Genomic DNA, 22,179 nt, shown 5'->3' with positions numbered 1-22,179 from the left:
CGCCCTCAGCAGTTGATCGATGTCGGATCTCCAAACTCAAATGAAGGAAGCCGTCGCGGAGGCGGCTGTTGCCCAGATTCGTGACGGCATGGTCGTTGGCCTTGGCTCGGGGTCCACTGCAGCTTTGATGATTCAAGGCCTCGGGGCACGACTGGCAGCAGGTCAGCTTCACGACATTGTCGGGGTGACCACCTCGTTTCAAGGAGAAGTTCTTGCCGCTGAGTTGGGGATTCCCTTGCGTGCTTTGAACGCCATTGATCGCATCGATTTGGCGATCGACGGTGCTGATGAAGTGGATCCTTCCTTTCAGTTAATTAAAGGTGGTGGTGCCTGCCATGTGCAAGAAAAGCTTGTTGCTGACCGAGCAGAACGCTTCATCGTTGTGGTTGATTCGACAAAGCTTGTTCAGCGTCTAAACCTCGACTTTTTATTACCGGTTGAAGTGCTTCCTGGCGCATGGGTGCAAGTTCAATCCCGTTTGAAATCAATGGGAGGAGTTGCAGAACTCCGCATGGCAACCCGTAAAGCAGGGCCTGTGGTGACCGACCAGGGCAATCTTGTTCTGGATGTGCGATTTGAGGCTGGAATCTCTGATCCGATTGCCCTTGAGCGTGACATCAACAATCTTCCAGGTGTTTTGGAGAACGGCCTCTTCGTCAACCTTGCTGACGAAGTTCTCGTTGGTGAAATCAACGATGGTGTTGCTGGAGTGCGCAGCTTGGAACGTGTGGGATAACGCCCCTCACTGAAGACGGACCCTTACCGAATTGGCGTGGCTGTGGAGACCTTCGCTCATCGCCAAGGTCTCCACAGCCACGCCGGTTGCATCAAGGGCTTCCTTGTTGAACTCGATGAGCGAGGTATGACTCATGAACGTCTCAACACTGAGCGCACCACTAAATCGAGCAGCGCCACAGGTGGGAAGTGTGTGATTGGGACCGGCTAAATAATCTCCGACTGCTTCCGGGCTCCATGGGCCAATAAAAATGGCACCTGCGTGGTTAATGCGGTCAGCCATCATTCTTGGTCGCTCCACAAGGAGTTCTAAATGCTCAGGAGCGAAGCGATCGCTGAGGCTTGCGCACTGCTCAAGGCTGTTGCAAGTCACAATCAGCCCCCATTGATTTAAAGATTGCCTGCAAATGTTTTCGCGTGGATGGGACGCAAGTTGACGTTCAATCTCTACGGGAACAGATCGAGAGAGCTCCTCTTCCGTGGTGAGCAAGATGGCTGCAGCAAGTGGGTCATGTTCTGCCTGAGCTAGGAGGTCAGCCGCCACCTGCTCTGGCTTGGCTGTTTGGTCGGCGATCACCAGGACTTCACTTGGGCCTGCCAGAGAATCAATTCCCACCTGCCCATAGACCGATTTTTTGGCCAAGGTCACAAAAAGATTTCCTGGACCACTGATGACATCAACCTTTTGGATGGTTTCTGTTCCATAAGCAAGCGCTGCGATTGCTTGTGCACCGCCCACTCGATACACCTCGCGGATCCCAGCAATGTGAGCTGCTGCAAGAACAGTGGTGTTAATCAATCCGTTCGCCCCAGCAGGGGTGACCATCGCAATTCGCTTCACGCCCGCAGCTTTTGCAGGCACAGCATTCATCAAAACTGTGCTGGGGTATGCAGCTCTGCCCCCGGGGATGTAGAGACCGGCTGCCTCAACCGGGCGCCATCGCCGCCCGAGCTGTTCCCCGTGAATCCCGGAGACACTGAGGTCAGAGGGACGTTGTCGCTGATGAAAATCTTGGATTCGTCGGTGCGCGAGATCCAAGGCGTCGCGAAGGTTGGCAGGCGTGTCGATCCAGGCTTGTTCCAGCAGGCCTGGATCGATGCGCAGAGGTTCTGGACGGAAGCCGTCAAATTGCTCTGTGAGGAAGATGAGCGCTTGATCCCCATCCCTCCTGACCTGCTCCAAAATCTCTTGAACCCGTTGCTCCGCTTCTCGCTGGGTTGCTCCGGTGGTTCTGGTTGCAATCCGATCAAGTTCTTGTTCGGCTTGCTTAGCGGTGCTGATGCAGCGCATGAGACCGGCAGGCGGATGCTCATTGCTCAGCACTGTCATCACCTGTTCGTTGTTCTTGATCAAACTAAGTGGCCCATGAACCATGTGCTCGATGATTGGAGGCGCGGTGGGTTATGGTCACAGATTGTTGAACTGAAATCCGGCTCTGTGGCCAATAACAAGTCATCGAAGAAGCGCGTCGAGATCGGCGAGCGCAATCGCTTACAGAACAAAGCGTATAAATCAGCGCTGCGTACCCTCATGAAGCGCTGTTTCACCGCATGCAGTGCCTACAGCGAGGCCCCAGGTGAAGAGGCTAAAACCACGCTGACAGCCAGCCTGAACGCTGCTTTTAGTAAAATCGATAAAGCGGTTAAGCGCGGAGTGATGCACCGCAACACCGGAGCGCATCAAAAGTCTCGTTTGAGTACTGCTGTGAAGAGCGCTATCGAGCCCAGCGTTAGCTGATCTCTCCCCGGCACAATGGGGCCTGAAGGCGCGTTTCAGGTCCTGATCTGATGTCCATTCCAACCCTGATCGACAGCCACTGTCACATCGTCTTCCGTACGTTTGAGGACGATCTTGATGAGGTTGCTTCTCGATGGCGAGAAGCTGGTGTCACATCATTGCTACACGCCTGCGTTGAGCCTTCGGAGATTCCGGCGATTCGAGCTTTGGCCGACCGTTTCCCTGAAATGCGTTACTCCGTCGGAGTTCATCCGCTTGATACGGAGCATTGGGCTACCGATACCGTTGATGTCTTACGCGCCGCAGCCAAAGACGATTCCCGTGTCGTGGCCATTGGTGAGCTTGGTCTCGATCTGTTTCGAGATAAAAACCTGGATCAGCAGCTGTCTGTGCTGAAGCCTCAACTGGATCTCGCTGTGGAGCTGGATCTGCCTGTGATTGTTCACTGCCGTGATGCTGCTGAACCGATGCTGGCTGAACTCCGTGAGAGACAACTCAGGGGAACGTGCCCACGGGGCGTGATGCATTGCTGGGGCGGGACTCCTTCGGAAATGGCCGCTTTTCTCGAATTTGGTTTCTACATCAGTTTCAGTGGAACGGTGACCTTCCCGAAAGCCGTTGATACGCATATCTGCGCCAAAGACGTACCGCAAGATCGATTTCTTGTTGAGACCGATTGCCCATTTCTTGCCCCAGTCCCCAGGCGCGGCAAGAGAAATGAACCTGCTTTTGTGGCATCAGTTGCCGAACGCGTGGCCGAGCTGAGGGGGCAGACCGTGATGGAAGTGGCTGATGCCAGCACCGCCAATGCCAGAAGCTTGTTCGCGCTTCCCTGACAAAGGCTCCATTGAGGTAGGCATGAAAGTGTAAGATGTTCAATCGGCCTGGCCAAAATGCAGACTCTGTGTTTTCGGCCCCAGAAGCGTCCATTTCCTTCCGGTTCATTGACGACGTCATCTGTTCAGACCAAAAACCTCTAAAGCCATGGAGTACGGCAGTCATTCCTTGATCGGGATGACTGCATCTTCTTGTGGCGACGAGATTTTGATTTTGAGTATCTGACGATCCTTCAGGCCTTTGTTCCCACTTTTCAACTGCAGGTCTCCGCATGAGCAGCAGCGCGATTCAAGTCGCCAAGACCGTCACCTATCTGCCCGATTTGGTGGAGGTGCAGCGGGCAAGTTTTAAGTGGTTTCTGGATAAGGGCCTTATCGAGGAGCTGGAGAGCTTCTCACCCATTACGGATTACACCGGCAAGTTGGAGCTGCACTTCGTAGGAAGTGAGTATCGCCTTAAGCGGCCTCGGCACGATGTGGAAGAAGCAAAACGTCGTGATGCGACTTTTGCATCACAGATGTATGTGACATGCCGTTTGGTTAATAAAGAAACCGGCGAAATCAAAGAACAGGAAGTTTTCATTGGAGAACTTCCATTGATGACTGAACGTGGAACGTTCATCATTAATGGTGCCGAACGGGTCATTGTTAACCAGATTGTTCGTAGCCCAGGTGTTTATTTTAAGGATGAGCAGGATAAGAACGGTCGTCGTACTTACAATGCAAGCGTGATTCCCAATCGTGGGGCTTGGTTGAAGTTTGAGACGGATAAAAATGATTTGCTTCATGTTCGTGTTGATAAGACACGAAAAATTAATGCTCACGTTTTAATGCGGGCGATGGGATTATCCGACAACGATGTTGTCGATAAGCTCAGACATCCCGAGTACTACAAAAAATCGATCGAGGCCGCGAACGACGAGGGCATTAGCTCCGAGGATCAAGCGCTTCTTGAGCTGTATAAAAAGTTGCGTCCAGGGGAACCACCCTCGGTGAGCGGTGGCCAGCAGCTATTGCAAACCCGATTCTTTGACCCCAAGCGTTACGACCTTGGGCGTGTTGGTCGCTACAAGATCAACAAAAAGCTGCGGCTCACGATTCCTGATTCGGTTCGCACCCTCACCCACGAGGATGTTCTGTCGACTCTCGATTACCTCATCAATCTTGAGCTTGATGTGGGTGGCGCAAGCCTTGATGACATCGATCACCTGGGTAATCGACGCGTTCGCTCTGTTGGCGAGCTTCTTCAGAACCAGGTTCGCGTTGGCTTAAATCGCCTTGAGCGGATTATCAAGGAGCGGATGACAGTTGGTGAAACCGACTCACTCACCCCCGCTCAATTGGTGAATCCCAAGCCACTTGTTGCGGCGATTAAAGAGTTCTTCGGCTCCAGTCAGCTGAGCCAGTTCATGGATCAGACGAATCCTCTGGCTGAGCTCACGCACAAGCGCAGGATTTCTGCTCTTGGTCCAGGCGGCCTCACCCGAGAACGCGCAGGCTTTGCTGTGCGAGATATTCATCCTTCTCATTACGGACGTCTTTGTCCGATTGAGACTCCAGAAGGCCCGAACGCTGGTCTCATTAACTCTCTGGCCACCCATGCCCGAGTGAATGAATATGGCTTCATCGAAACTCCGTTCTGGAGAGTCGAGAACGGAGTCGTTCAAAAGAGCGGAGACCCGATCTACCTCTCTGCTGATCTTGAAGATGAGTGTCGTGTCGCTCCTGGTGACGTTGCGACAGATGCCGATGGTCAAATCTTGGCTGAGCTCATCCCCGTTCGTTATAGGCAGGACTTCGAAAAGGTTCCTCCTGAGCAGGTCGATTATGTGCAGTTGTCACCGGTGCAGGTGATTTCGGTGGCGACGTCACTGATTCCTTTCCTGGAACATGACGATGCCAACCGTGCCTTGATGGGGTCCAACATGCAGCGTCAGGCGGTGCCTTTGCTTCGTCCAGAGCGACCTCTTGTTGGTACTGGCCTGGAAACTCAGGTGGCCCGTGACTCAGGAATGGTCCCAATCTCGCGAGTGAATGGGTCGGTTACCTTCGTTGATGCAACTGCAATCGTGGTGCGTGATGAAGAGGGCTACGACCACACGCATTTTCTGCAGAAATATCAGCGCTCCAATCAAGACACCTGCTTAAACCAGCGCCCCATCGTTCGACAGGGTGATCCGGTCATTATCGGTCAGGTTCTTGCGGACGGTTCAGCATGTGAAGGTGGAGAGATTGCTCTCGGCCAGAATGTCCTCATCGCTTATATGCCCTGGGAGGGATATAACTATGAGGATGCGATCCTTGTCAGTGAGCGATTGGTAAATGATGATCTTTATACTTCCGTTCATATCGAGAAGTATGAGATTGAGGCTCGTCAGACCAAATTGGGTCCTGAAGAGATCACCCGCGAAATCCCCAATGTCGCAGAAGAAAGTCTCGGCAATCTCGATGAGATGGGGATTATTCGTATCGGCGCCTTTGTGGAAAGTGGAGACATCCTTGTCGGCAAAGTGACGCCGAAAGGTGAATCTGATCAACCGCCTGAAGAGAAACTGTTGCGTGCGATTTTCGGGGAAAAAGCTCGTGATGTTCGTGACAACTCTTTGCGCGTTCCCAGCACTGAACGCGGTCGTGTTGTTGACGTAAGGATTTACACCCGTGAACAGGGAGACGAATTACCCCCTGGCGCCAACATGGTGGTGCGGGTCTATGTCGCCCAGCGTCGCAAAATTCAGGTTGGCGACAAAATGGCTGGTCGCCATGGCAACAAAGGCATCATCAGCCGCATTCTTCCTCGTGAAGATATGCCCTACTTGCCGGATGGCACCCCAGTGGACATCTGTCTGAATCCTTTGGGAGTACCGAGCCGTATGAACGTGGGGCAGGTGTTTGAGCTGCTTATGGGTTGGGCTGCTCACAACCTCGATTGCCGCGTGAAAATTGTTCCTTTCGACGAGATGTATGGCGCTGAGAAGTCTCAACAGACTGTTCAGGCGTACCTCAAGGAAGCGGCGAGTCAGCCAGGAAAAGATTGGATCTTCAACCCGGAAAATCCAGGAAAACTCCTGCTGAGAGATGGAAGGACCGGTGAACCCTTTGACCAACCTGTAGCGGTTGGATATTCCCACTTCCTCAAGCTGGTCCACCTGGTGGACGACAAAATTCATGCCCGCTCTACCGGCCCTTACTCCTTGGTGACTCAGCAGCCATTGGGTGGTAAGGCCCAGCAAGGCGGCCAGCGTTTGGGTGAAATGGAGGTGTGGGCGCTCGAGGCCTACGGCGCCGCCTACACGTTGCAGGAACTGCTCACGGTCAAGTCGGACGATATGCAGGGACGCAACGAAGCTCTCAACGCCATCGTGAAAGGCAAGCCGATTCCACGTCCCGGTACACCCGAGTCCTTCAAGGTGCTGATGCGCGAACTCCAGTCTCTTGGCTTGGATATTGCTGTGTTTACCGATGAGGGCAAGGAAGTGGATCTCATGCAAGACGTGAATCCACGCCGCAGTACCCCAAGCAGGCCCACATACGAATCCTTAGGCGTCGCGGATTACGACGAGGACTGACGGATCAACGAACGAAACGACACAACCGCCTTTTTTCTTAAACGCCAATGACCAACAGCAATCTGCGTACAGAGAACCACTTCGACTACGTCAAAATCACACTCGCATCACCCGATCGGGTCATGGAGTGGGGTCAGCGCACCTTGCCGAATGGACAGGTGGTTGGAGAAGTGACCAAGCCTGAAACCATCAACTACCGCACGCTCAAGCCGGAGATGGATGGCTTGTTCTGCGAAAAGATCTTTGGTCCCTCCAAGGATTGGGAATGCCATTGCGGTAAGTACAAGCGAGTTCGTCACCGCGGCATCGTTTGTGAGCGCTGTGGCGTTGAGGTCACAGAGAGTCGGGTGCGACGTCACCGCATGGGCTTCATTAAGTTGGCGGCCCCCGTCTCTCATGTTTGGTACCTGAAAGGGATCCCAAGTTATGTGGCCATCCTTTTGGATATGCCTCTGCGGGATGTTGAGCAGATTGTTTATTTCAACTGTTATGTGGTCCTGGATGCTGGCGATCACAAAGATCTGAAGTACAAGCAGTTGCTCACGGAAGATGAGTGGCTTGAAATCGAAGATGAGATTTATGCAGAAGATTCGGAAATTGAGAACGAACCCGTCGTTGGGATTGGTGCCGAGGCGCTGAAGCAGCTGCTTGAAGATCTTCAACTCAATGCTGTAGCGGAGCAATTACGTGAGGAGATTGCTGGTAGTAAGGGACAGAAACGCGCCAAGTTGATTAAGCGCCTTCGTGTAATTGATAACTTCATTGCCACCAACGCTCGCCCTGAGTGGATGGTGTTGGATGCCATTCCTGTTATTCCGCCAGATCTGCGGCCGATGGTGCAGCTGGATGGTGGTCGTTTTGCGACCTCTGACCTCAATGATCTCTATCGACGGGTTATTAATCGCAATAATCGTCTAGCCCGCCTTCAGGAAATCCTTGCTCCGGAGATCATTGTTCGCAATGAAAAGCGGATGCTTCAAGAAGCGGTTGATGCCTTAATAGATAATGGCCGACGTGGTCGAACTGTTGTTGGAGCTAATAATCGCCCGCTTAAGTCATTAAGCGACATTATCGAAGGTAAGCAGGGTCGTTTCCGCCAAAACTTGCTTGGCAAGCGTGTGGATTATTCAGGTCGTTCCGTCATCGTGGTGGGACCCAAGCTGAAGATGCACCAGTGTGGTTTGCCTAAAGAGATGGCAATCGAGCTCTTCCAGCCGTTTGTGATTCATCGCCTGATTCGTCAAAACATCGTTAACAACATCAAGGCAGCGAAAAAGCTGATTCAGCGCGCTGACGATGAAGTGATGCAGGTTCTTCAGGAGGTGATCGACGGTCACCCAATCATGCTGAACCGAGCTCCCACGCTCCACCGCTTAGGAATTCAAGCTTTTGAACCCAAATTGGTGGATGGCAGAGCGATCCAACTTCACCCCCTCGTTTGTCCCGCGTTCAACGCTGACTTTGATGGAGACCAGATGGCCGTTCACGTGCCACTCGCTATCGAGGCACAAACGGAAGCCCGCATGTTGATGTTGGCGAGCAACAACATTCTGTCTCCAGCCACTGGTGATCCGATCATCACGCCATCCCAAGACATGGTGCTTGGTTCTTATTACCTAACGGCTTTGCAGCCCCACATGCATCCGATTGAGTTTGGTGATCGCTCTCGCACCTACTCCAGTCTTGAAGATGTGATTCATGCCTATGAAGACAATCGAATCACCTTGCATGACTGGGTTTGGGTTCGGTTTAACGGTGAGGTTGATGACGAAGACGAGCGTGAAGAGCCCATCAAAAGCGAAACCCTCAGTGATGGCACTCGTTTTGAACAATGGACGTATCGCCGTGACCGCTTTGACGAAGACGGCGCTTTGATCAGCCGATACATCCTGACGACCGTTGGACGTGTGGTGATGAATTACACGATCATCGACGCGGTGGCAGCCACCTGAAGCCCCTCTCACAAAGCCTTCCCTTTCCTTCTGTTTAAGCGCTGTCATGACCTCTACACCCTCCAAATCCCGCAAGTCTGCGAAAGCTGCCAAGGCCGCTAAGGCAGCAGCAGCTGCTCATGCAAAATCTCGAGCACTAACCAAAACACCGCCTCCCTTCCGCAACCGCGTTGTTGATAAGAAGGTCCTAAAGGAACTTGTTGCATGGGCCTTTAAGAATCACGGAACGGCTGTTACCGCGTCGATGGCGGATCAACTGAAAGATCTGGGTTTCAAGTACGCCACTCAGGCTGCCGTTTCGATTTCGGTCAACGACCTGAAGGTTCCTGCTGCAAAGAAAGAGCTGCTCGCTCAAGCTGAAGAGCTGATTACGGAGACCGAGGAGTCCTACCGGCTCGGGGTGATCACAGAGGTTGAGCGTCACACCAAGGTGATCGACACCTGGACGGAGACCAACGAGCGTTTGGTTGATGCTGTCAAAAAGAACTTCAACGAAAACGATCCGCTCAACTCGGTCTGGATGATGGCCAACTCTGGGGCTCGGGGCAATATGTCCCAAGTCCGTCAGCTGGTGGGCATGCGCGGTTTGATGGCGAACCCTCAAGGGGAGATCATTGACCTGCCGATCCGCACCAATTTCCGTGAGGGACTCACGGTCACGGAATACGTGATCTCCTCCTACGGCGCCCGTAAGGGACTTGTTGACACCGCGCTGCGTACGGCTGACTCTGGCTACCTCACCCGCCGTTTGGTGGACGTCGCTCAAGACGTGATTGTTCGTGAGGACGACTGCGGCACCATGCGTTCGATCGTGGTTAAGGCAGAGGACGGTCGTTTTGGTAATCGCCTGGTCGGACGATTGACCGCTGATCAGGTACTTGGAGCTGATGGTGAGGTGATCGTTGAGCGCAACACCGAAATTGATCCACCCCTCTCAAAACGCTTTGAAGCTGCAGGTGTCTCCGCGCTGACGGTTCGTTCTCCGCTGACTTGTGAAGCCAATCGTTCCGTATGCCGGAAGTGCTACGGCTGGGCTCTTGCCCATAATCACTTGGTTGACTTGGGCGAAGCGGTTGGAATCATCGCGGCTCAATCCATTGGCGAGCCTGGTACCCAGCTCACGATGAGAACGTTCCACACCGGTGGCGTGTCAACGGCTGAGAGTGGCGTGGTTCGCTCAAAATTGGAAGGCACCGTTGAATTTGGCTCGAAAGCGAGAGTTCGTCCTTACCGCACACCCCATGGTGTGAATGCACAGCAGTCCGATGTGGACTTCTCGCTCACGATTAAGCCCAATGGAAGTGGTAAGCCACAGAAGATCGAAATCACTACGGGTTCGCTTCTGTTTGTTGACGACGGTCAGAAGATCGCCTCTGACGTGACGGTGGCAACCATTGCGGCTGGCGCCGTGCAGAAGAGTGTTGAGAAAGCCACTAAAGATGTGATCTGCGACCTGGCAGGTCAGGTCAGCTACGACCCCACGATTCAGCCCCGCGAGGTGACTGACAGGCAGGGCAACATCACCCATAAAGCTCAGCGTCTGGGCCGGATGTGGGTTCTTGCTGGTGATGTATACAACTTGCCTCCAAATGCGCGCCCAGTTGTTTCGTCAGGTGGGTCCGTCATCCCTGCTCAGGTGCTTGCTGAAGCCAGTCAAGCCAGTGAGTATGGCGGTGCGATTCGCTTGCGTGAAGCCTTGGGTGATTCGCGTGAGGTGCAGATCGTTACGACTTCAATGACGCTCCGCGATTTCAAACTTCTCGGCGAATCAACCCACGCTGGTGAGATCTGGAATCTTGAAGCCAAGGATGGTACCCGTTATCGCCTGAATACCATCCCTGGAAGCAAAATCGGCAACGCAGAGGTGATTGCTGAACTGGCTGATGATCGCTTCCGCACACAAACCGGCGGATTAGTGAAATTCGCACCGGGACTTGCAATTAAGAAAGCTCGTTCCGCCAAAAATGGCTATGAGGTCAATAAGGGCGGCACCTTGTTGTGGATTCCTCAGGAAACGCATGAAATCAACAAAGATATTTCTTTGTTGATGATTACTGATGGTCAATGGATTGAAGCCGGCACCGAAGTGGTGAAGGACATTTTCAGTCAGACCGCAGGCATCGTGAGTGTGACTCAGAAGAACGATATTCTTCGCGAAATCATTGTTCGCAGCGGCAGTTTCCATCTCTGCACAGAGAAGAAAGCGCTCGAGCGTTTTCAGGGCGATGGCGTCATGGTGAATCCAGGCGAAGCAATCGCCAAGGGCATCAGTACCGAGGCCATGGTGTTTGTTCAGGCCGTTGAAACCCCTGAGGGCACTGGCCTATTGCTCCGTCCTGTTGAGGAATACACCATCCCCAATGAGGCCCAGCTTCCTGATTTGGGCCATGTCAAGCAGCCCAATGGTCCCCATCTCGGGATCAAAGCGACGCAACGTTTGGCCTTTAAAGACAACGAGTTGGTCAAATCAGTTGAAGGGGTTGAGTTGCTGCGAACTCAATTGATTTTGGAAACGTTTGAGACCACTCCACAGATGACTGTGGATGTGGAAGCGATTCCCGATAAGAGGGCCAAAACGATTGAGCGTCTCCAACTCGTGATCCTGGAAAGCATCTTGGTGCGTCGTGACACCATTTCTGATTCCAGTCATGGCTCCACTCATACGGAGCTCCAGGTCGAAGACGGACAGTCCATCAAGGCGGGTGATGTGGTTGCAACCACGCAGATTCTCTGTAAGCAGGCTGGTGTCGCTGAGATGCCAGAAGCCACAGAAGAGGAGCCTGTCAGACGTTTGATCGTTGAAAGGCCTGAGGACACGATCACGATCAAGACCTCTGGAGCGCCTGTCGTCACCGTTGGACAGCGTGTGGTGGATGGCGAAGAGCTGGCTCAGGGTCAGCCTTCAGATTGCTGTGGTGAGGTGGAGCAGGTGAGCGCTAGCTCCGTCACCATGCGTTTGGGGCGTCCTTACATGATTTCGCCCGACTCGTTGTTGCATGTTCGCGATGGAGATCTTGTCCAGCGCGGTGATGGCTTGGCTCTTCTGGTCTTTGAACGTCAGAAAACTGGTGACATTGTTCAGGGTCTTCCTCGTATTGAGGAGTTGCTCGAGGCAAGGCGTCCCCGTGAGTCTTCGATCCTTTGCAAAAAGCCAGGCACCGTAGAAATCAAACAGGGAGAAGACGATGAGTTCACCACGGTGACCGTGATCGAGTCCGACGATGCGATCGCTGAATACCCGATCCTGCTTGGTCGGAACGTGATGGTGAGTGATAGCCAGCAGGTGAACGCTGGTGAACTTCTGACTGACGGTCCTATCAATCCCCATGAGTTGCTTGAGTGCTTCTTTGAGGACCTGCGCAGCCGTAAGCCTTTGATGGATGCGGCTCAGGAAGCGATTGCCAAGCTTCAGCATCGCCTTGTGACCGAAGTCCAGAACGTCTACAAGTCGCAGGGCGTGTCGATTCACGACAAGCACATCGAGGTGATTGTTCGCCAGATGACCAGCAAAGTTCGGATCGAGGATGCTGGTGATACCACGCTTCTTCCCGGAGAGTTGATCGAACTCCGTCAGGTGGAAAACACCAATCAGGCGATGTCGATTACGGGTGGAGCACCTGCCGAATTCACGCCAGTTTTGCTCGGTATTACTAAGGCATCGCTCAACACCGACAGCTTCATCTCTGCGGCTTCTTTCCAAGAAACCACGCGTGTGCTCACTGAAGCGGCGATTGAGGGTAAGAGCGATTGGTTACGTGGTCTCAAGGAGAACGTGATCATCGGTCGCTTGATTCCCGCAGGTACAGGCTTCAGCGGTTTTGAAGAGGAGTTAAGAGCGGAAGCTGGTCCTCATCCCGATATCCTCTCGGAAGATCCTGCCGGCTATCGCCGTATGCAGAATCTTCGCCCTGATTACACCGTTGATATGCCTGCAGCTCCTGCCGCCAAATCGACAGCTTTGTTGGACGATCCCAGCGCCGCAGACCTAGAGGCCACTCGAAGCCGCCATGGCATTGAGGCAGAGGCCAGCAATTTTGCTGCCTTTACCCGTCCAGATGCCGATAACGAGCTTGCAGAAGAGCAAGTTCTTGACCCGGCAGCGGTTGAAAATCTGCAGGAGCAAGGTCTCCTAAGCGATGAATGATTCTTTCGCTCCTTTTGTATGAGCGGCTCTTGCCGCTTCAAACTGTTGCTCCTTACCGGTGTTGCTCATGATTGAGCCCTCCTTGATCCCAAAGCGGAAACTTCCCCGTTTTGGGTTCCATACCCACACTGAAAAGCTGAATGGTCGGGCCGCCATGCTCGGCTTCATTTCCCTTTTGATTGTGGAGTTCAAAATTGGTCATGGCTTGTTGATCTGGTGATCAGCGCGCTTCTCGGTCGAAGTAAGTCCGAGCTTGAAGAGTGGGCTGTTGCCCAGGGCCAGCCAGCATTTCGCGGCCGGCAGCTCCATGATTGGCTTTACGCCAAAGGGGCTCAGGATCTTCAGGGCATCACGGTGCTGCCCAAGGCATGGCGTGCATCCCTTCAAGAGAATGGGGTGTCAGTGGGGCGTTTGCATGAGCGAGAGCGACGTGTGGCAGCTGATGCCACCACAAAATTGCTGTTGGGTACCGAGGACGGAGAAACCTTAGAAACGGTTGGAATCCCTACCGATCAACGTCTCACGGTGTGTGTATCGAGCCAGGTCGGATGCCCGATGGCCTGTCGTTTTTGTGCCACTGGCAAAGGAGGGTTGCAACGCTCCCTAGCGGGCCATGAAATTGTTGCCCAGGTGCTCAGTATCCGAGAGGTGATGGAGCGTCGTCCCTCTCATGTGGTGTTCATGGGTATGGGTGAGCCTTTGCTCAACATTGAGGCTGTGCTCGAGTCGATTCGCTGCATCAATGACGATCTGGGCATTGGTCAACGCCGGATCACAGTGAGCACCGTTGGAGTGCCGCACACCCTTCCTCGGCTTGCAGACCTAGCGCTCAAACAGTTGGGGCGGGCTCAGTTCACGCTGGCTGTGAGTCTTCATGCGCCTAATCAAGCGTTGAGGGAAGAGTTGATTCCTACGGCGAAGACCTATCCCTACGACGCACTTCTGGACGATTGTCGTTATTACCTCCACAAGACGGGGCGGAGGGTGAGTTTTGAGTACATCCTGCTTGGTGGGGTCAATGATCATCCGCATCACGCAGCCGAACTCGCTGATCGGGTGGGTGGTTTTCAGAGCCATGTGAATCTGATTGCCTACAACCCCATTGAGGAAGAAGAGTTTCAGCGACCTACCGCTCAGAGGATTGAGGGCTTTCGGCGCGTTCTTGAGCGTCGTGGCGTCGCTGTGAGTTTGCGAGCTAGCCGCGGCTTGGATCAGGATGCTGCTTGTGGACAGTTGCGGCGCAATCGACGGTCTTAGAGGAGACTGCGAAAGCAGACTTAATTGGATCCGATGGCACCGATTGACTGGTTTTTGCTGGTCTTTTATCTAATTGGAACCTTGCTTCTTGGGCTTTGGCTGGCTCGACGCAATCAGGGGGAAGATGATTATTTCGTTGCTGGACGCAGCCTGAGTGGTTGGTTGGCAGGCGCTTCGATGGCTGCCACTACTTTCTCGATCGATACACCGTTGTATGTCGCGGGCTTGGTGGGCACTAGAGGCCTGGCAGCGAATTGGGAGTGGTGGGGGTTCGGTCTTGCTCATGTGGCGATGGCTGTGGTGTTTGCTCCTCTTTGGCGCCGCAGCGGCGTGATGACAGACGCAGCCTTTACAGAACTCCGCTACGGAGGAGCGACGGCGGCTTGGCTGCGGGGCACGAAAGCCTTTTTGCTGGCCCTTCCGATCAATTGCATCGGCATCGGTTATGCGTTTTTGGCCATGCGAAAGGTGGTGCAAGCGCTGGGGATTGTGTCCGATCAGCCCATGCCAGCACTCGGCGGTCTTCCCGACACGGTGCTGTTGTTGATGATCGTGGCTTTGTTGGTCCTCGTGTACACGGTGGCTGGTGGCCTTTGGGCCGTTGTGATCACTGATTTTGTGCAGTTGATTTTGGCGATGGTGGGGGCTCTTGCTGTGGCTTGGGCTGCCATTCATGCCGCTGGCGGGATGGATGCACTGCTCACCAGCCTCAACGAATTGGGTCGTCCCGAGGTGTTGTCGCTTGTCCCTTGGCGCTGGACTGACTCTGGTTTCGATTGGATTGGAGGGGCAGGCATCAGTGCTTCCACCTTCTTGGCTTACCTCACGGTGCAGTGGTGGAGTTTTCGACGTAGCGATGGCGGTGGTGAATTCATTCAACGGATGCTTGCCACCCGCGATGAACGTCAGGCGCGGTTGGCCGGCTGGGTGTTCCTTGTGGTGAATTACCTGCTGCGCAGCTGGCTGTGGGTTTTGGTGGCTCTTGCGGCTCTGGTGCTGCTGCCCGATCAGGCGGATTGGGAATTGAGTTATCCGGCTCTGGCGGTGGCCTACCTCCCGCCTGTGGTGCTTGGTCTCGTAGTGGTTTCCTTAGTGGCTGCCTTTATGAGCACGGTTAGCACCTCTGTGAACTGGGGTGCCAGTTATCTCACCCATGACCTCTATCAGCGCTTTGTGAAGCCTGATGCTTCTCAGAAAGAGCTGCTCTTTGTTGGACAGGCCACCAGCGTTCTTTTGTTGGTTTTGGGGGTGTTAACGGCTTTGATCAGTGACAGCATCGGCACCGTGTTCCGCCTGGTGATCGCGATCGGGACTGGGCCTGGTGTGGTCCTGGTCTTGCGTTGGTTCTGGTGGCGAATTAATGCTGCTGCAGAGCTGTCATCGATGGTGTGTGGATTCTTTGTTGGCTTGGCCACCTCTGTGATCCCCGTTCTTCAAATTTCGGACTACGGGCTCAGGTTGATGGTGACGACTGCCATCACGGCAGTGGTTTGGGTGGTGGTGATGTTGCTCACTCCTCCGGAGTCAGCGGAGGTGCTTGAAGGGTTCGTCCAGCGCGTTCAGCCCCCAGGACCTGGCTGGAGTCGTTGGCGTCGGCGCTGTGAGGTGGAGGCTTCTGAATCACTGCGAGATCTCCTCACTCGGTTTGTGCTGAGTAGTTGTGTTCTGTTTGGGGCGCTGCTTGGCTCGGGTGCCTTCCTTCTGCACCAGCAAGTTGCAGGTTGGTCCGGTTTAATCCTCACGGTTGTGTCCCTCTCTCTCCTTTTGCGAGGGCGGCAGTCGCGCCTTGCCGTTGAGTGACCCTTCAGAATGAATGGAAAACTAGAACCGTGAGTTTTTTTCGCAGCACCATTCTTCCTATTTTGATCGTGGCTTTATTTGGCCTCGCTCTGTTTGCGGTGAGTGCACGTATCTGGTTGCCTGGCGACATGCTTGCGCCAGCTCCAATCAGTTGACCTGGTCCGTTGACCCGATGCTTCTACGATCAATGCCATGACCGATCTCCCGCCCCTGGATCGTGAATCACGTGTGGCCAATCTGGCCATTGATCCTGACGTGCTCGCCCGTGAGCTTGAAGCTGAACAGGTGGGTGATCCCCTTGATGAAATTGATCTCGATGATCCAGAGCAGGATGCTCTAGAGGCCATTCGTCAGTGTGATGAGGCTCTGAATTGGTTGCAGCAAGGTCATGATCAGCGGCTCCAAGGGTTGCGCGTGTTTTGTGAACATCGAGATCCCCGTTCGGTTTCGCTTCTGCTGCCCCTCTTAGAGGAGGTGTGCCCCGTTGTGCGCATGAGCGCTGTCTACGCCCTCGGTCGGAATCCCTCCCCCCCTGCTGTGGGACCCCTTCTGAAATTGCTGCAAGAGGACAGCAATGCCTATGTGCGCAAAGCCACGGCATGGAGTCTTGGTAATTATCCGGATGCACCAGTGCTGAATCCCTTGATTCGCGCCTTGCAGACCGATGTGGCGGCTGTGCGCTTGTGGGCGTCTGTTTCTCTCGCTGAAGCTGGTGTGACCTCTGCGGCAAAGGCAGATCCGGCGGCAGGCCAGTTGCTGATTAGCTTGCGAATCGACAGTGAGTCCGTGGTGCGAAGCAATTGCATCTGGGCTCTCGGCCGCTTGCTTGAACATCTTGTTGAACCCCGTCGCCTCGAGGTGATTGAGGTGTTTGTCCGTGCGCTTTTGCATGATCGTGAAAGGTCTGTTCGCGATGAAGCCCGCACGGCTCTCGAGCAGATGGAATCCCCCGATGTATTGGATCGCCTCCAAACCTTGATGGACGAAGGATTGTTCAGCTGATAGGACGAACTGACACGACCCCCCATCAGCTTCGCGTTCTCGCCCTTAACATGTGTTCATTGTTGGATGTTGTGGTGCATGCCTGAGCGCACGCTTCGTTTCCGAATTCGTCCTGACGGTCGCGTCGAGGAACAGGTGGAAGGCGTTGAAGGTGACGCTTGTCTGCAACTGACGGAACGGTTGGAATCAGCCTTAGGCACGGTGGAACGCCGTCAGCCAACGTCTGATGCCTTCGTTACAACCCAAACCCAGTCCCAGTCACAGTTCGTAGAGCCCTCCTGATGTCCCATTTCAGCACTGTCAAAACAGAACTTCGCCAGCGTGAGTCCTTGGTCTCCGCCCTCGAGGATCTTGGCTACGAGCCCAAACAGGGGGGCCATCCCGTCCGGGGTTATCGCGGCCAAACCGTGGAAGCCGAATTGGCGGTCACGCTTCAGGATTCTGCTGATTTTGGTTTTGTTTGGAATGAAGCCAATGGTGCCTATGAGTTCGTGACCGATTTGGATCTGTGGCGCCAGTCCATGCCGATCGAGCGGTTTTTATCTCGTCTTACACAGCGTTATGCCCTCAACACGGTATTAAATGCCTCTCTTACCGAGGGCTTTGCTGTTGCTGAGCAGCGTGATTGCCAAGATGGGTCGATCGAACTTGTTGTGACCCGTTGGGATGCCTGATTCGCAGCGGGCGAGGGATCAATCCGTGAACGACTCGTCCGGTAACCCCTCTGCTGCTTACAGCGCGTCCTCTCTTGAGGATGATCAATCCACTGGCATGGAACCGGTTCTGGGTGGTGCCCTTGCCGAAAAAGCTGTCTGGGTTGATGAAGCTGTTTGTATTGGCTGCAGGTATTGCGCTCACGTGGCCTGCAACACCTTCATTATTGAGCCCAATTTGGGACGTTCCCGAGCGATTCGCCAGGACGGTGATAGCTCTGAGCGCATTCAAGAGGCGATCGAAACATGCCCTGTGGATTGCATTCACTGGGTCGCCTTTGATGATCTCATGGGCCTACAAGCGCAGCTCGATTCTCAGGAGCTTCTTCCGCTCGGGTTGCCTTCGCCCGCGCGCCCACGACGGATTCTCCCCCGGCAGCCGCAAGACTGAACTGCGATGACATCAACGGCTTCCCTGGCATTACCAACCCGCCGCTTTGGTCGCACTGAGCTGGCCATGCCCGTGCTTTCCCTAGGGGGTATGAGGTTTCAGCAAAGTTGGTCGGATCTTGAGGCTGACGTGATTACTCAGGAGGCTCAAAGCACGGTGGAAAACACCCTCCACCATGCGGTGGAGCTTGGATTTCACCATCTGGAAACGGCCCGTCATTACGGCAGCTCCGAGCGGCAACTTGGCTGGGCTCTCCCGCATTCGCCTGATCCAGATCGCATTCTTCAAACGAAGGTGCCTCCCCGGGACGATCCTGCGGTGTTTGAAGCTGAGCTTGAACTCAGCCTGGAGCGCTTAAACGTTCAGCGAATCGAGTTGCTGGCGATTCATGGCATCAACAGGCTCGATCATTTGGAGCAAACGCTGCGACCAGGCGGCTGTATGGAGGTGGTGCGCCGCTGGCAGCGAGAGGGCCGTATCGACCATGTGGGCTTCTCGACCCATGGTGAAACAAGCGTCATCGAAGCTGCGATCAACTCTGACGCCTTCGATTATGTGAATTTGCATTGGTACTACATCCGGCAAGACAACGAACCAGCGTTGGCCGCAGCCCAACGGCATGACATGGGCGTGTTCATCATTAGTCCCACCGATAAAGGTGGGCATCTGCATACCCCTTCGCTGCTGTTGAAGCAACTCTGCGCCCCCCTTCACCCGATCGTGTTTAACGATCTGTTTTGCCTGCGTGATCCACGCGTTCACACCATCAGTGTTGGTGCATCCAGGCCAAGTGACCTCGATCTTCATCTTGAAGCTGTGCGTCAACTCGATACAGCTGGAGCGCTCATCGCCCCGATTCATGATCGGTTGCAGACTCAGGCTCTACGGGCCCTTGGTGAGCCTTGGTTGATGACCTGGCGTGAAGGGTTGCCCCATTGGAAAGACACTCCCGGGGGTATCAATCTCCCCGTGTTGCTCTGGCTCCACAATTTGATTGAAGCTTGGGACCTCGAGGGGTATGCCAGGGCGCGTTACGGAATTCTTGGTCATGCAGGACATTGGGCGCCTGGTGCCAACGCCGATGCCCTGGATCAAGAGGTTAGTGAGACAGACCTCCGCAGTGCTTTGGGCCAAAGTCCCTGGGCTGAAACGATCCCAGGATTGCTAAGGGGTTTAAAGGAACGGGTTGGCGGTGTTCCTCAGGAACGTTTGTCGTCTGCCTGATCACCAAGGGGAAGACGGCTAGGGAGACCAACGGGTCGGGGATAGATCTTGGGGCAGGGTGCCAAGGGCTCAATGCGAACCAATGTGCGCAGCCCCCGACCAGCCGGCAGGTTGATCTGCTTGCAGTCGGCAAGCTTGGCCTTGAGAGGAACCAAAGCTCGCTTCAGGTTGGCTTCGTCGTCGTGACTCCAGTGGCCGCGATAGAGCAGCGCCTGGCCTTGATGGGCCAGAAGGGGCACGAGATACTCCGCCACGACGGGGGGTGTGGCTACAGCTCTGGCCATCGCTAAATCGAACCTCCCACGACAGGAGCGCTCCTGACCCGTGATCTCAATGCGCTCGGTGCGGACGTCCACGCGAGCTCCTAAACCAAGCGAGTTAGCCATTGATTCCACCGCAGCAGTTTTGCGGCCGACTGAATCGACAAGAGTGAGAGTGGTAGCGGGTAGGGCGATGGCGACAGCGAGGCCAGGAAACCCGCCTCCAGTGCCTACGTCAATGCAGCGACGCGGTAGATCTGGGGCACGTAGCTCATGCTTGAGCGGCCAAAGACTGTCAAAGACCTGGGCGATCCAGAACTCTTCGTTTTCCACCAAGCGGGTGAGATTCACCCTGCTGTTCCAATGACGCAGCAGGGATTGCAGCTCTTTGAGTTGAGAGAGCTGGGTGTCATTGGGCTGCCAGCCCAGACAGTGCCAAAGGTCAGGCCCGGCATCAGAAAAGCTGTTTGCTTCTGACATGGCTGCCAGGGCAGCGACTCTTCCTACAATGCACCCTCGTGATTCGGCTCGAAAGGGACGTGATGTCGGCCTCGACCCATTACGAACGGTTAGGAGTCGGCCGCGGAGTCGACGCCGAGACCTTGCGACGCGCCTTTCGACGTCTCAGCAAGTCGGTTCATCCCGACACCACGACGTTGCCTGCCGTGGAAGCAGCTCGCCAATTCCAGCTGCTGCGTGAGGCCTATGACCACTTGTCTGATCCTTCGTTGCGTCGGCTCTATGACGCTCAATTAATCCAGCAAGATCAGCTCTTTCAACAGCAGTACGCTCCGCTGCCTTCCCCAGCAACGGCGTCTCCAACGGCGATTGGTGAGCGACGACCGCTCTCAGGAGGAGAGTGGTTATCGCTGTTGATGTTGCTTGGGGCCTTGCTTTTGTGTTTATCGCTAGGGGTCGGGGTGGCCTGGAGTCGTGGTATGGAACTTCAGGTTCAGCCGAGTTGGCTGGTGGCCGAGCAGACTCCAAAGGAGCCGTTGATTAGGGATGTCCTTGATGGTGTCGATGCCTCCAGCAGAAACTCCTTTGAATCAGCATTCGCTGCAGGCTCTTGAGCTCTGGCTTCAGCAGCTTGGAGCGCAGCGGCTAGAGGATGATCCCTGTGGCTGGTTATGGAAGGAACAGGGATGGATGGCTGAGATACGTCTGCAACAAACGGATCTCGCGGTGATCTGGAGCCCAAAAGAAGCGCCTCGCCCTTGCGTGTTTCCTTACGGACTGTCTCGAGCCGACGTCGAGGCGGCCCTGCGGCTAGGTCCCTAAAAGGTCGAGCGCTTCCTGCAGAACGGAATAGCAGTGATCGAGCTGCTCATCGCTGATGCAAAGAGGTGGAAGTAGATACACCACTTGGCCGAGGGGCCGCACCAGTACACCCCGCTCTCTTGCCAGCCGGCGCAGCACTTTTCCTGCAGGGTTTAGGTAGCCCTCTTGGTCGCTGACCACGAGATCAAAAGCTGCAATCGTTCCTGTCACGCGAACACGCCTGATTCCTGGGTGGCGTGCCAAAACCTCTAAGCGCGATCGATGCCTCGCTTCGAACCCCAGGTACCTGTCAGGTTCTGCTTCGAGTAGATCCAGACTGGCGTTCGCTGCGGCGCAGCCCAGGGGGTTGGCGGTGAAACTGTGGCCATGCCAAAGCGTCAAGCTCGGGTCCTTGCCAACAAAGGCGTCAAAGACAGCGCCGCTTGCCATGGTCACTCCCATGGGAAGGAATCCAGCGGTTAGTCCTTTGGATAGCGCGACAAGATCAGGTTTGACGCCTGCCCGCTGGGTCGCCAAAAAATCGCCGCAACGCCCAAATCCTGTAAGGACTTCGTCGGCAATCAACAAGGTTTCAGCGTTGCGAACGCGCTTTTCTACTTCTTGAAGAAAGGTGGGACGCACCATGCTCATCCCGCCGGCGCCTTGGACAAGCGGCTCGAGGATCACAGCAGCGGTTGGTGTCTTGAGAGCTTCTTCGAGCTGGTTCAGTGCTGTTTGTTCATGCTGTTCAACGTGATCGTCGTCCCACCACGTCGCTGGCCATGGAATGCGGGCGACCGGAAATAACAGTGGGTCAAAGGGTTCACTGAAAAGGCTGCGAGCTCCGACGGCCATCGCACCAAACGTATCTCCGTGATAGGCGCCGTCGAAGGCGATGATCTGCTGTCTGGGCTCTCCTTTGTTGTGCCACCACTGAATGGCGATTTTGAGTGCCACCTCCACGGCGGTAGAGCCGTTGTCGGAGAAAAAGACTCTCTCTAATCCAGTTTTGGCTGCTAATCGATCGGCGAGACGTTCGGCTTGAGGGTGGGTGAATTCAGCGAAGATGACTTGCTCAAGGGTCTCGGCCTGACGAGCGATTGCGTCTGCAACATGAGGGTGGGCATGGCCATGCAAGGTGACCCACCAGCTGCTAATCGCATCAATTAATGGAGGCCCTTCATCGCGGTAGAGAAGAGCCCCCTCCCCTCGAAGCACCCTCTCTAAGGGAGGCGTTGTCGAGACCTGGGTGAACGGAGGCCAGAGGTGGGGATGGTGGTTCTGAGGCACTTCGTCGTCGC

Annotated in this window: 20 protein-coding genes; 17 read left to right on the top strand and 3 right to left on the bottom strand. The window is 54.7% G+C overall.

Features of this window, described 5'->3' with window-relative positions; all coding sequences use genetic code 11:
* Positions 1–19: 19 nt before the first annotated feature.
* Positions 20–736, top strand: a complete 717-nt coding sequence (gene rpiA / locus SynMVIR181_RS10745; protein ID WP_186589224.1) for a ribose-5-phosphate isomerase RpiA — start codon at positions 20–22, stop codon at positions 734–736.
* 6 nt (positions 737–742) lie between these two features.
* Here the strand turns inward: rpiA and hisD are convergent, their stop codons facing one another.
* Positions 743–2,026, bottom strand: a complete 1,284-nt coding sequence (gene hisD, locus SynMVIR181_RS10740) for a histidinol dehydrogenase (protein ID WP_186590634.1) — start codon at positions 2,024–2,026, stop codon at positions 743–745.
* A gap of 147 nt (positions 2,027–2,173) precedes the next feature.
* Between hisD and rpsT the strand changes: the two genes are divergently transcribed.
* From rpsT to SynMVIR181_RS10675, 14 genes are all read left to right on the top strand, one after another.
* Entirely contained in the window at positions 2,174–2,473 is a 300-nt protein-coding gene (rpsT, locus tag SynMVIR181_RS10735; protein ID WP_186590633.1) for a 30S ribosomal protein S20, read from the top strand.
* Between the two features lie 50 nt (positions 2,474–2,523).
* Complete coding sequence (locus tag SynMVIR181_RS10730; protein WP_186589223.1) at positions 2,524–3,309, top strand: TatD family hydrolase; 786 nt, start codon at positions 2,524–2,526, stop codon at positions 3,307–3,309.
* A gap of 272 nt (positions 3,310–3,581) precedes the next feature.
* Entirely contained in the window at positions 3,582–6,875 is a 3,294-nt protein-coding gene (gene rpoB, locus SynMVIR181_RS10725) for a DNA-directed RNA polymerase subunit beta (RefSeq protein WP_186523824.1), read from the top strand.
* A gap of 47 nt (positions 6,876–6,922) precedes the next feature.
* A complete protein-coding gene (locus SynMVIR181_RS10720; RefSeq protein WP_186589222.1) occupies positions 6,923–8,827 on the top strand; it encodes a DNA-directed RNA polymerase subunit gamma in 1,905 nt (634 codons plus the stop codon).
* A 46-nt stretch (positions 8,828–8,873) separates the two neighbouring features.
* Positions 8,874–12,971, top strand: a complete 4,098-nt coding sequence (locus tag SynMVIR181_RS10715; protein ID WP_186589221.1) for a DNA-directed RNA polymerase subunit beta' — start codon at positions 8,874–8,876, stop codon at positions 12,969–12,971.
* Positions 12,972–13,038: 67 nt separating this feature from the next.
* On the top strand, positions 13,039–13,191 hold the full coding sequence (locus SynMVIR181_RS10710; RefSeq protein ID WP_186589220.1) for a high light inducible protein: 153 nt from the start codon (positions 13,039–13,041) through the stop codon (positions 13,189–13,191).
* Entirely contained in the window at positions 13,188–14,228 is a 1,041-nt protein-coding gene (rlmN, locus tag SynMVIR181_RS10705) for a 23S rRNA (adenine(2503)-C(2))-methyltransferase RlmN (RefSeq protein WP_186589219.1), read from the top strand. The genes SynMVIR181_RS10710 and rlmN overlap by 4 nt, the downstream gene beginning before the upstream one ends.
* A 33-nt stretch (positions 14,229–14,261) precedes the next feature.
* Positions 14,262–16,028 carry a sodium:solute symporter family protein gene (locus tag SynMVIR181_RS10700; protein ID WP_186589218.1) on the top strand — a complete coding sequence of 589 codons (1,767 nt, stop codon included), beginning with the start codon at positions 14,262–14,264 and terminating at the stop codon, positions 16,026–16,028.
* A 29-nt stretch (positions 16,029–16,057) separates the two neighbouring features.
* Positions 16,058–16,183 (top strand): hypothetical protein, encoded by a 126-nt coding sequence (locus SynMVIR181_RS13325; RefSeq protein ID WP_255444268.1) that lies wholly within the window; start codon positions 16,058–16,060, stop codon positions 16,181–16,183.
* A gap of 37 nt (positions 16,184–16,220) precedes the next feature.
* Positions 16,221–17,030, top strand: a complete 810-nt coding sequence (locus SynMVIR181_RS10695; RefSeq protein WP_186589217.1) for a HEAT repeat domain-containing protein — start codon at positions 16,221–16,223, stop codon at positions 17,028–17,030.
* A 78-nt stretch (positions 17,031–17,108) separates the two neighbouring features.
* Positions 17,109–17,312 carry a DUF2997 domain-containing protein gene (locus tag SynMVIR181_RS10690; RefSeq protein ID WP_186589216.1) on the top strand — a complete coding sequence of 68 codons (204 nt, stop codon included), beginning with the start codon at positions 17,109–17,111 and terminating at the stop codon, positions 17,310–17,312.
* Positions 17,312–17,704, top strand: coding sequence for a DUF1257 domain-containing protein (locus SynMVIR181_RS10685; RefSeq protein WP_186589215.1), 393 nt, complete (start codon positions 17,312–17,314; stop codon positions 17,702–17,704). The genes SynMVIR181_RS10690 and SynMVIR181_RS10685 overlap by 1 nt, the downstream gene beginning before the upstream one ends.
* Complete coding sequence (locus SynMVIR181_RS10680) at positions 17,697–18,134, top strand: ferredoxin (protein ID WP_186589214.1); 438 nt, start codon at positions 17,697–17,699, stop codon at positions 18,132–18,134. The genes SynMVIR181_RS10685 and SynMVIR181_RS10680 overlap by 8 nt, the downstream gene beginning before the upstream one ends.
* 6 nt (positions 18,135–18,140) lie before the next feature.
* Positions 18,141–19,358 (top strand): aldo/keto reductase, encoded by a 1,218-nt coding sequence (locus SynMVIR181_RS10675; RefSeq protein ID WP_186589213.1) that lies wholly within the window; start codon positions 18,141–18,143, stop codon positions 19,356–19,358.
* On the opposite strand, the gene rsmG is transcribed toward SynMVIR181_RS10675, so the two are convergent.
* Positions 19,334–20,098 (bottom strand): 16S rRNA (guanine(527)-N(7))-methyltransferase RsmG, encoded by a 765-nt coding sequence (gene rsmG / locus SynMVIR181_RS10670; protein WP_186589212.1) that lies wholly within the window; start codon positions 20,096–20,098, stop codon positions 19,334–19,336. The genes SynMVIR181_RS10675 and rsmG overlap by 25 nt on opposite strands.
* 62 nt (positions 20,099–20,160) lie before the next feature.
* Here rsmG and SynMVIR181_RS10665 point away from each other — a divergent pair, with 62 nt between their 5' ends.
* Entirely contained in the window at positions 20,161–20,691 is a 531-nt protein-coding gene (locus SynMVIR181_RS10665; RefSeq protein WP_186589211.1) for a J domain-containing protein, read from the top strand.
* On the top strand, positions 20,642–20,899 hold the full coding sequence (locus SynMVIR181_RS10660; protein ID WP_186589210.1) for a DUF3143 domain-containing protein: 258 nt from the start codon (positions 20,642–20,644) through the stop codon (positions 20,897–20,899). The genes SynMVIR181_RS10665 and SynMVIR181_RS10660 overlap by 50 nt, the downstream gene beginning before the upstream one ends.
* Here the strand turns inward: SynMVIR181_RS10660 and bioA are convergent.
* On the bottom strand, positions 20,888–22,168 hold the full coding sequence (bioA, locus tag SynMVIR181_RS10655) for an adenosylmethionine--8-amino-7-oxononanoate transaminase (protein WP_186590632.1): 1,281 nt from the start codon (positions 22,166–22,168) through the stop codon (positions 20,888–20,890). The genes SynMVIR181_RS10660 and bioA overlap by 12 nt on opposite strands.
* Positions 22,169–22,179: the final 11 nt, after the last annotated feature.

This window comes from Synechococcus sp. MVIR-18-1, assembly GCF_014279835.1.
Classification (GTDB): domain Bacteria; phylum Cyanobacteriota; class Cyanobacteriia; order PCC-6307; family Cyanobiaceae; genus Synechococcus_C.
The sequence above is the reverse complement of the archived record's forward strand: the minus strand, read 5'-3'. Positions and strand labels throughout refer to the sequence as shown.

Bases quoted from the DNA above. Each gene is read 5' to 3' on its own strand.
- SynMVIR181_RS10680 (WP_186589214.1), top strand. From the start codon at position 17,697: ATGCCTGATTCGCAGCGGGCGAGGGATCAATCCGTGAACGACTCGTCC.
- rpoB (WP_186523824.1), top strand. From the start codon at position 3,582: ATGAGCAGCAGCGCGATTCAAGTCGCCAAGACCGTCACCTATCTGCCC.
- SynMVIR181_RS10660 (WP_186589210.1), top strand. From the start codon at position 20,642: ATGCCTCCAGCAGAAACTCCTTTGAATCAGCATTCGCTGCAGGCTCTT.
- SynMVIR181_RS10715 (WP_186589221.1), top strand. From the start codon at position 8,874: ATGACCTCTACACCCTCCAAATCCCGCAAGTCTGCGAAAGCTGCCAAG.
- SynMVIR181_RS10690 (WP_186589216.1), top strand. From the start codon at position 17,109: ATGCCTGAGCGCACGCTTCGTTTCCGAATTCGTCCTGACGGTCGCGTC.
- hisD (WP_186590634.1), bottom strand. From the start codon at position 2,026: ATGCGCTGCATCAGCACCGCTAAGCAAGCCGAACAAGAACTTGATCGG.
- SynMVIR181_RS10685 (WP_186589215.1), top strand. From the start codon at position 17,312: ATGTCCCATTTCAGCACTGTCAAAACAGAACTTCGCCAGCGTGAGTCC.
- SynMVIR181_RS10700 (WP_186589218.1), top strand. From the start codon at position 14,262: ATGGCACCGATTGACTGGTTTTTGCTGGTCTTTTATCTAATTGGAACC.
- SynMVIR181_RS10675 (WP_186589213.1), top strand. From the start codon at position 18,141: ATGACATCAACGGCTTCCCTGGCATTACCAACCCGCCGCTTTGGTCGC.
- SynMVIR181_RS10730 (WP_186589223.1), top strand. From the start codon at position 2,524: ATGTCCATTCCAACCCTGATCGACAGCCACTGTCACATCGTCTTCCGT.
- rpiA (WP_186589224.1), top strand. From the start codon at position 20: ATGTCGGATCTCCAAACTCAAATGAAGGAAGCCGTCGCGGAGGCGGCT.
- SynMVIR181_RS10710 (WP_186589220.1), top strand. From the start codon at position 13,039: ATGATTGAGCCCTCCTTGATCCCAAAGCGGAAACTTCCCCGTTTTGGG.
- SynMVIR181_RS10665 (WP_186589211.1), top strand. From the start codon at position 20,161: ATGTCGGCCTCGACCCATTACGAACGGTTAGGAGTCGGCCGCGGAGTC.
- rsmG (WP_186589212.1), bottom strand. From the start codon at position 20,098: ATGTCAGAAGCAAACAGCTTTTCTGATGCCGGGCCTGACCTTTGGCAC.
- SynMVIR181_RS10720 (WP_186589222.1), top strand. From the start codon at position 6,923: ATGACCAACAGCAATCTGCGTACAGAGAACCACTTCGACTACGTCAAA.
- SynMVIR181_RS10695 (WP_186589217.1), top strand. From the start codon at position 16,221: ATGACCGATCTCCCGCCCCTGGATCGTGAATCACGTGTGGCCAATCTG.